General features: G+C 39.2%; 7 protein-coding genes. All 7 read left to right on the top strand.

The window, feature by feature from the left end; genetic code table 11:
* The first annotated feature begins 135 nt into the window (after positions 1 to 135).
* The 7 genes from TES1_RS10685 to TES1_RS10655 are packed head-to-tail and all read left to right on the top strand — an operon-like array spanning position 136 to position 6,520.
* The gene (locus TES1_RS10685) at positions 136 to 360 is read left to right on the top strand and encodes a hypothetical protein (protein ID WP_042682600.1); all 225 of its coding nucleotides are present in this window, start codon (positions 136 to 138) and stop codon (positions 358 to 360) included.
* Positions 357 to 965 carry an acyltransferase gene (locus tag TES1_RS10680; protein WP_042682598.1) on the top strand — a complete coding sequence of 203 codons (609 nt, stop codon included), beginning with the start codon at positions 357 to 359 and terminating at the stop codon, positions 963 to 965. Before TES1_RS10685 ends, TES1_RS10680 begins: the two co-directional genes overlap by 4 nt.
* Before the next feature lie 10 nt (positions 966 to 975).
* Entirely contained in the window at positions 976 to 2,079 is a 1,104-nt protein-coding gene (locus tag TES1_RS10675) for a DegT/DnrJ/EryC1/StrS family aminotransferase (RefSeq protein ID WP_042682360.1), read from the top strand.
* A 22-nt stretch (positions 2,080 to 2,101) separates the two neighbouring features.
* Positions 2,102 to 3,052, top strand: coding sequence for a UDP-N-acetylglucosamine 3-dehydrogenase (locus TES1_RS10670; protein WP_042682358.1), 951 nt, complete (start codon positions 2,102 to 2,104; stop codon positions 3,050 to 3,052).
* A 1-nt stretch (position 3,053) separates the two neighbouring features.
* Positions 3,054 to 4,418: a nucleotide sugar dehydrogenase gene (locus tag TES1_RS10665; RefSeq protein WP_042682596.1), complete on the top strand. Its 1,365-nt coding sequence runs from the start codon at positions 3,054 to 3,056 to the stop codon at positions 4,416 to 4,418.
* Between the two features lie 37 nt (positions 4,419 to 4,455).
* On the top strand, positions 4,456 to 5,346 hold the full coding sequence (locus TES1_RS10660; RefSeq protein WP_042682595.1) for a glycosyltransferase family 2 protein: 891 nt from the start codon (positions 4,456 to 4,458) through the stop codon (positions 5,344 to 5,346).
* Positions 5,347 to 5,359: 13 nt separating this feature from the next.
* Entirely contained in the window at positions 5,360 to 6,520 is a 1,161-nt protein-coding gene (locus TES1_RS10655; RefSeq protein WP_042682593.1) for a glycosyltransferase family 4 protein, read from the top strand.
* Position 6,521 lies beyond the last annotated feature (1 nt).

Here is a 6,521-nt window from a genome sequence, read left to right as displayed (position 1 = left end):
ATAATGAATAGTGTGATGAGTACACTAACAGTGGAAAAATACCTATGCGACACAACATTCCAAGAAGTGATAAAATTGTCAGAAGGAAAGTAAAATCAGAATTTTCAACAAACCCAAAACGGGAGAGGGTGCATTATGGAAGATAAAGACTCAGCTGACAGTTCCCCAGATAGCACTAGGGCCTTGGGGGTAATCCCAACTTATGACGAGAAACTAACAATTGGTTCAAATGGTACTCCTGCTAGGGAGTATGGAGATGTTCTTGTTGTTGACTATGGTTTTAATGACACGGGCTTTGATCATACTTTGGATAATAATTATTTTGTTTTTAACAAGATTATTGGAGGTTCATTCAAATGAATGAAAAGAAGTTTTTTGTTCATCCGACTGCTGTTGTTGAGGAAGAGGTTGAGATTGGTGAGGGAACGAGGATTTGGCATTTTGCACACGTAAGAAAGGGTGCCAAAATTGGAAAGAACTGCAACATTGGAAAAGACGTTTACATTGACGTAGGAGTAGAAATCGGAAACAACGTAAAAATCCAAAATGGAGTAAGCGTTTATCGTGGAGTAAAAGTCGAGGATGACGTTTTCCTCGGCCCACACATGACTTTTACAAACGACCTTTACCCGAGAGCCTTTAACGAGGACTGGGAGCTTGTGCCAACTTTGGTTAAGAAAGGAGCAAGCATCGGAGCCCACGCCACAATAGTTTGTGGCGTAACAATTGGCGAGTATGCAATGATCGGCGCTGGAGCCGTTGTCACAAAAGACGTGCCACCATTTGGCCTAGTTTATGGAAATCCCGCCCGCTTAAAGGGTTTTGTATGCTATTGTGGTAGAAAATTAAAAGAAAAAATTGGCGAGAATGAAAACCACATAATCTTCAAATGCTCCCACTGTGGGAGAGAAGTTAAAATAAGAAAAGAAGATTACGAAAGATATCTAAAGGAAGAAGACTTGTGAGGCGGTTAAAATGAGACAAATTCCAATTGCCAAGCCTTTAATCGGAGACGAGGAGATAAACGCTGTTATTGAAGTTTTAAAAAGCGGAATGCTTGCAAGCGGAAAAGAAGTTGAAGCTTTTGAGAGAGAATTTGCCGAGTATTTAGGTGCAAAATACGGAATTGCAACTTGCAACGGAACAACTGCTCTAGATGTTGCACTTAAAGCTTTGAAAATTAAGGAGGGAGATGAAGTAATTACAACCCCCTTCACTTTCATTGCCTCTGCTAACTCAATACTCTTCCAAGGAGCAAAGCCCGTTTTTGCTGACATTGATCCAAAAACATTCAACCTTGATCCTGATGACGTTCTGGAGAAAATTAACAATAAAACGAGGGCAATTCTTGTGGTTCACCTTTATGGGCAGCCTGCCGACATGAAGGCTTTCAAAGAGATTGCCGAAGATTACAAGCTTTACCTTATTGAGGATTGTGCACAAGCTCATGGTGCTGAGTTTGAAGGCCAAAAAGTTGGCACTTTTGGAGACATTGCAGCCTTCAGCTTTTACCCAACCAAAAACATGACCACTGGAGAAGGAGGAATAGTGGTTACAAACAACGAAGAATTAGCTAGGAGAGCCGAGCTTTTGATAAATCACGGGCAAACTAAGAAGTATTTGCATGAAGAACTCGGCTACAATTTGAGAATGACTAACATTGCCGCAGCAATCGGCAGAATCCAGCTTAAAAAGCTTGACGAATGGAATGCTAAGAGAATCGAAAATGCCAAGCTTTTAACTGAAGGGATAGGCAAGATTAAAGGCCTAACACCACCTTATGTCGATCCTAGAGTCAAACACGTCTTCCACCAGTATGTCATCAGAGTCGAAGATGGCTTTCCACTAAATAGAGACGAATTAGCTCAAAAACTCAGAGGAAGAGGAATCGGGACAGGGATTCACTATCCAATGCCTGTTCATTGGCAGCCTTTGTATCAAAAGCTTGGTTATTCAAAAGAATGCTGTCCAAATGCTGTTGAGGCATCAAAAAAAGTCTTGAGCCTTCCAGTCCATCCAGCAGTAAGTAAAGAAGATATAGCTTACATAATCCAAACACTCAAAGATCTTTCCTCTTAATCTCGCTTTTAAGGTGATCAAAATGCTTCGCGTTGGCGTTGTTGGCGTCGGAAACATGGGATTCCATCATGCGAGAGTTTATTCAGAATTAGCAAAAGAAGGAAAAGTCGAACTCGTTGGAGTTGCTGATGCAGATTTTGAGCGTGCAAAAGAAGTTGCTAAGAAATTCAACACTAAGCCCTTTGCTGATTATAGGGAGCTTGCTAAGGAGGAGTTGGATGCCGTTAGCATTGCAGTTCCTACTTCTCTTCACAAGCAAGTTGCTTTGGAGTTCATTGAAAAAGGTATTCATGTTTTGATTGAAAAACCTATAGCAGAGAGCATTGAGAGCGCTCAAGAAATCATTAAAGCAGCAAAAGCAAATAACGTCATTCTAATGGTTGGACACATTGAGAGGTTTAATCCGGCGGTACTTAAGCTGAAAGAGAGCATACGAGAGGGGCTTTTAGGGGAGGTAGTATCAATCAGTGCTAAAAGAGTGGGACCAATGGCTGTTAGAATTAGGGATGTTGGGATTATTATTGATTTAGGTGTCCATGACATCGATGTTATTAGTTTCCTATTTGATGACAAAGTGAAAAAAGTGTATGCTCGGGCTGGAAATGTAAAACATCCTGCCGGCGTTGAAGATCATGCATTAATAATGCTTGGTTTTTCTAATGGTAAAAGCGGGATTGTGGAAACTAATTGGCTAACGCCTCATAAGACAAGAACCCTGACAGCTGTCGGGACTAACGGCATAGCGTACTTAGATTACATCCAACAAAAGCTTACAATCTACAATGATGAATGGGAAAAAGATGCTAAGATAAACAAGAGAGAACCTTTAAGGAATGAACTTGTGCACTTTATAGAATGCGTCAAGGAAGGTAAAAGACCTCTAATCTCTGGTGAGGATGGCTTGCATGCTCTTAAGGTTGCTTTGAAAGCTTTAGAAAGTGCAAAAAGAGATGAAGTATTGGAGGTTGATTGAGATGAAGCTTCTTGGTTTGAAGAGGGATGAGGTTAAGCAAGTTTTCAAAGAGGGCAAAGTTACGATTGCTGTTTATGGTCTCGGGAAGATGGGTCTTCCCCTAGCAGCTGTTTTTGCTGATCATGGTGCCGATGTAATCGGCGTTGATATTAACGAGAAAATCGTTGAAATGGTAAATATGGGAGAGAATCACGTTAAAGAAGAGCCGGGTTTATCCGAATTAGTCAAGAAGAACGTTGAGGCGGGGCGGTTAAGAGCTACAACTGATGGGGCTTGGGCGGCAAAACAGGCTGATGTTATGATTATTATTGTCCCCACCCTTGCAGATGAGAAAGGCAATCTAAAGCTTGATCCAGTCTATGATGTCGCCGAGAAGATTTCTCAGGGTTTGGAAAAGGGAGATATTGTAATTACGGAGGCAACAATGCCTCCCGGAACTACAGAAAGCCTAATTCCAATTCTTGAGAAATCTGGTTTAAAGCTTGGTGAGTTTGGCCTTGCTCACGCTCCCGAGCGAACAATGACCGGAACTGCAATTAGAGATATTACTGGCCAGTATCCTAAAATAGTCGGGGCAAGTGACGAGAAAACCCTCGAAGCAGTTATCGGAATATACGAGACAATAAACAAAAAGGGAGTCATTCCAGTTAGTTCCATAAAAGCGGCCGAGGCCGTTAAAGTCTTTGAGGGCATTTACAGAGACGTTAACATTGCCCTGGCTAATGAATTAGCATTATGGTGCGAAGAGCATGGCTTGGACGCCCTTGAAGTGTTTAGGGCGGCAAATACTCAGCCCTACTGTCACCTCCACATGCCTGGGGCTGGAGTTGGCGGGCACTGCATTCCAATCTACCCATGGTTCGTTATCAACTTAGCCAAAAAGACGAACCCACACTTGATTAAGACGGCTAGAGAGATTAACGACTCGATGCCCCATCATATAGTTGAGCTTACTATAAAGGCTCTCAATGAGGTTGGAAAATCATTGAAGGGGAGCAATGTCTTAGTTTTGGGACTAACATTCAGAGGTGGAGTTAGGGAATTCATGAAGAGTCCAGCAATTCCAATAATCAAAGAGCTCAAAGAATGGGGAGCTAAAGTTTACGCTTATGATCCATTGTGTACTCCAGAGGACGCAAAACGCTTCGGAGCAGAATGGAAAAAAGACTTCAAAAACATAGACGCAATAATCATAGTAACCGACCACAAAGAATTCAAAAACCTAGATTTAGACAAAATAGCAAAAGATATGAACAACAAGATAATAATAGATGGGAGGAATATTTTAGATGCAAAAAAAGCCGAAAAAAATGGATTCATATATTTAGCAATCGGAAAATTGGGACTAGTATTTAATACTTTTTGAACTATGTTATGAATGGAGAAGGGGGAATGATTTAACGATGTACAAAAACACTAAGGTCTTGATAGTAATTCCCGCTTACAACGAGGAATTAACTATTGGTTCAGTTGTTGCTTTAGCGAAAGAGTATGGAGATGTTCTTGTCGTTGATGATGGTTCTAAAGATAAAACTTCTAAAATTGCCCAAGAAGTTGGAGCCATTGTTCTTAGGCATGATGTTAATAAAGGGAAAGGACAGGCGCTAAAAACGGGTTTTGATTATGCTTTAGCCAATGATTATGATGTTGTTGTTTGCATAGATGCTGACGGTCAGCACAATCCCGAGGAAATTCCTCTTTTGTTAAAGCCTATCTTAGAGGATGAGGCCGACTTAGTTATTGGTTCAAGATATTTAAACGGAGCTCATAAGACCATTCCCATATACAGAAGACTTGGGCTTTGGATTCTCAATAAGACAACAGTTCTTGCATCGGGAGTTAAGATTACCGATTCACAAAGCGGATTCAGAGCCTTAAACAGAAGAGCCTTAGAATCGTTAAATTTAAATTCTTCAGGTTACAATGTTGAGAGTGAGATGATCCATCAATTGTCTGAAAAGAACCTAAGGATTACAGAAGTTCCAATAAATGTCAGATATGATGTACCAAATAAGCATAAAAAGCATCCAATAGCCCATGGGGTGGGAGTTTTGGCAAAAATTGTTGGATTGATTGGATATAAGAGGCCTCTTCTACTGTTTGGAGTTTTAAGCTTGATATCTTTTATCATAGCGGGAATTTTGGGATATTTAGCTTTGGAACCATATTATAATGGTGGAAATGTATATCTAACCCAAGCCATTGGGGCAGGAATTTTTGCAATCATTGGGATTCAATTGTTTGTTGCTGGATTGACATTGAATGTGTTGAGTAGAATGGTTGGGGGGAAATGAAGGAGGATCAACAATGAAATCAGCAGTTCTCATTGTTTCCCCTCATACAAAAGTTAGATTAAAAACAACACCCACTGAGGGGGTAGAAAGTAGAATATCTTATCTTGCCCGAATATTTGTCAAAAACAGTAGGGAATTCCTAATTATTGAACCATCAGATTTGAAGGATCATGAAAAAAATCATAACAGAGTTTATTTTTATGCATTTGATTTTATAAAAATAAAGAATATGCGCTTGGGATCATATTTCCTATCTTTAAACCCATTTTATCACTATGCACTTTTTAAATCTCTAAAAAAATATCGCCCTTCAGTTATCCTAATAAGTCAACCTTGGGGAGTATTTTCCACGTATTTGATTGTAAAGAAAATTTTTAGGCTTAATTCACGTATCATACAAGATTCCCATAATGTTGAAAGTGAGTATGCAAAAATTATCATAAAAGACAGTAATATCCCAAAAGTAATCAAATTATTTTACCTTATCACTATAGGTTTTATTGAGAAATTATCCCTAAGTTATGTTGATTGTATAATAGCAATAAGCCACAAAAATAAAAAAACATTCATAGAAAAATATAGGGCAATCCCAGAAAAGATTATAGTTATTCCTCCAATGATTAGAGTTAAGGATTCACTCGAAGGACATGGTAAACTGAAGAAAGATAAACATCAAGTCTGGGCAGTATTCCATGGGATTTATAGAACACTCCAAAATAGGGAGGCTATTAACATTATAAAAAATAAGCTCGCAAGAGAATTCAAAAAATATAAGAACTTCCAATTCATAATTTTTGGTAAAGGGGTTCCTAAGATGAAGAATGATGCATTGATATCTCTTGGATTTGTTAAAAATGTCCATAGTGTTCTCAGAGAATGCGATATTGCTGTTGTGCCATTAATAAGCGGGGAAGGTGTTAAGCTTAAGGTTTTGGATTATATGGCTGTTGGATTGCCGATAGTAACGACTAAAAAAGGTGCTGAAGGTTTAGAGTTGGTTAATAACAAGCATGCTATAGTAGTCCATGAGGTAAATGGGGAGTTTGTAAGAGCGATAAAATATCTAATTGAAAATCCAAAAATCAGAAAAAAGCTCGGACATAATGCAAGGAAGCTTGCTGAGAAAAAATATAGATTGAATAAATTTATGGGATTAAATCATTTGTTGGGGTGAG

It is taken from the genome of Thermococcus paralvinellae (genome assembly GCF_000517445.1).
Classification (GTDB): domain Archaea; phylum Methanobacteriota_B; class Thermococci; order Thermococcales; family Thermococcaceae; genus Thermococcus_B; species Thermococcus_B paralvinellae.
Note: the sequence above shows the minus strand (reverse complement) of the source record. Positions and strands in the feature narration are given on the sequence as shown.

What these genes read in the sequence shown, in the direction of transcription:
- TES1_RS10685 (WP_042682600.1), top strand. Translation starts at nt 136, where the DNA reads ATGGAAGATAAAGACTCAGCTGACAGTTCCCCAGATAGCACTAGGGCC.
- TES1_RS10680 (WP_042682598.1), top strand. Translation starts at nt 357, where the DNA reads ATGAATGAAAAGAAGTTTTTTGTTCATCCGACTGCTGTTGTTGAGGAA.
- TES1_RS10675 (WP_042682360.1), top strand. Translation starts at nt 976, where the DNA reads ATGAGACAAATTCCAATTGCCAAGCCTTTAATCGGAGACGAGGAGATA.
- TES1_RS10670 (WP_042682358.1), top strand. Translation starts at nt 2,102, where the DNA reads ATGCTTCGCGTTGGCGTTGTTGGCGTCGGAAACATGGGATTCCATCAT.
- TES1_RS10665 (WP_042682596.1), top strand. Translation starts at nt 3,054, where the DNA reads ATGAAGCTTCTTGGTTTGAAGAGGGATGAGGTTAAGCAAGTTTTCAAA.
- TES1_RS10660 (WP_042682595.1), top strand. Translation starts at nt 4,456, where the DNA reads ATGTACAAAAACACTAAGGTCTTGATAGTAATTCCCGCTTACAACGAG.
- TES1_RS10655 (WP_042682593.1), top strand. Translation starts at nt 5,360, where the DNA reads ATGAAATCAGCAGTTCTCATTGTTTCCCCTCATACAAAAGTTAGATTA.